We start from the raw sequence: 538 nt of genomic DNA on the forward strand, positions 1-538 counted from the left end.
GGAAGCCGTCGAGCATCTCGCGGAAGCGGTCCGGGCCGATGGCGATCATCAGGGACAGGCCGATCGCCGAGTCGTACGAGTAGCGACCGCCGACCCAGTCCCAGAACTCGAACATGTTGGCCGTGTCGATGCCGAACTCGGCGACCTTCCCGGCGTTCGTCGACAGGGCGACGAAGTGCCGGGCGACGGCGTCCTTGTCGCCGAGGGCGTCCAGCAGCCAGCTCCGGGCGGAGGTGGCGTTGGTGACCGTCTCGATGGTGGTGAACGTCTTGGAGGCGACGATGAACAGCGTCTCGGCCGGGTCCAGGTCCCGGACTGCCTCGTGCAGGTCGGAGCCGTCGACGTTGGAGACGAAGCGGACCGTCAGCTCGCGGTCGGTGAACGCGCGCAGCGCCTCGTAGGCCATGGCGGGACCGAGGTCGGAGCCGCCGATGCCGATGTTGACGACGTTGCGGATGCGCTTGCCGGTGTGGCCGGTCCACTCGCCGGAACGGACCCGGTCCGCGAAGCCGGCCATCTTGTCCAGCACGGCGTGCAC

At 68.8% G+C, this 538-nt stretch carries 1 protein-coding gene; it reads right to left on the reverse strand.

All coding sequences use genetic code 11. The features are described from left to right. Positions 1 to 538: phosphoglucose isomerase-related protein (locus tag GTW67_RS26565; protein ID WP_524539825.1), on the reverse strand; the 538-nt coding region annotated here is incomplete at both ends.

It is taken from the genome of Streptomyces sp. SID5910, from assembly GCF_009862125.1.
In the GTDB taxonomy this organism is placed as follows: Bacteria; Actinomycetota; Actinomycetes; order Streptomycetales; family Streptomycetaceae; genus Streptomyces.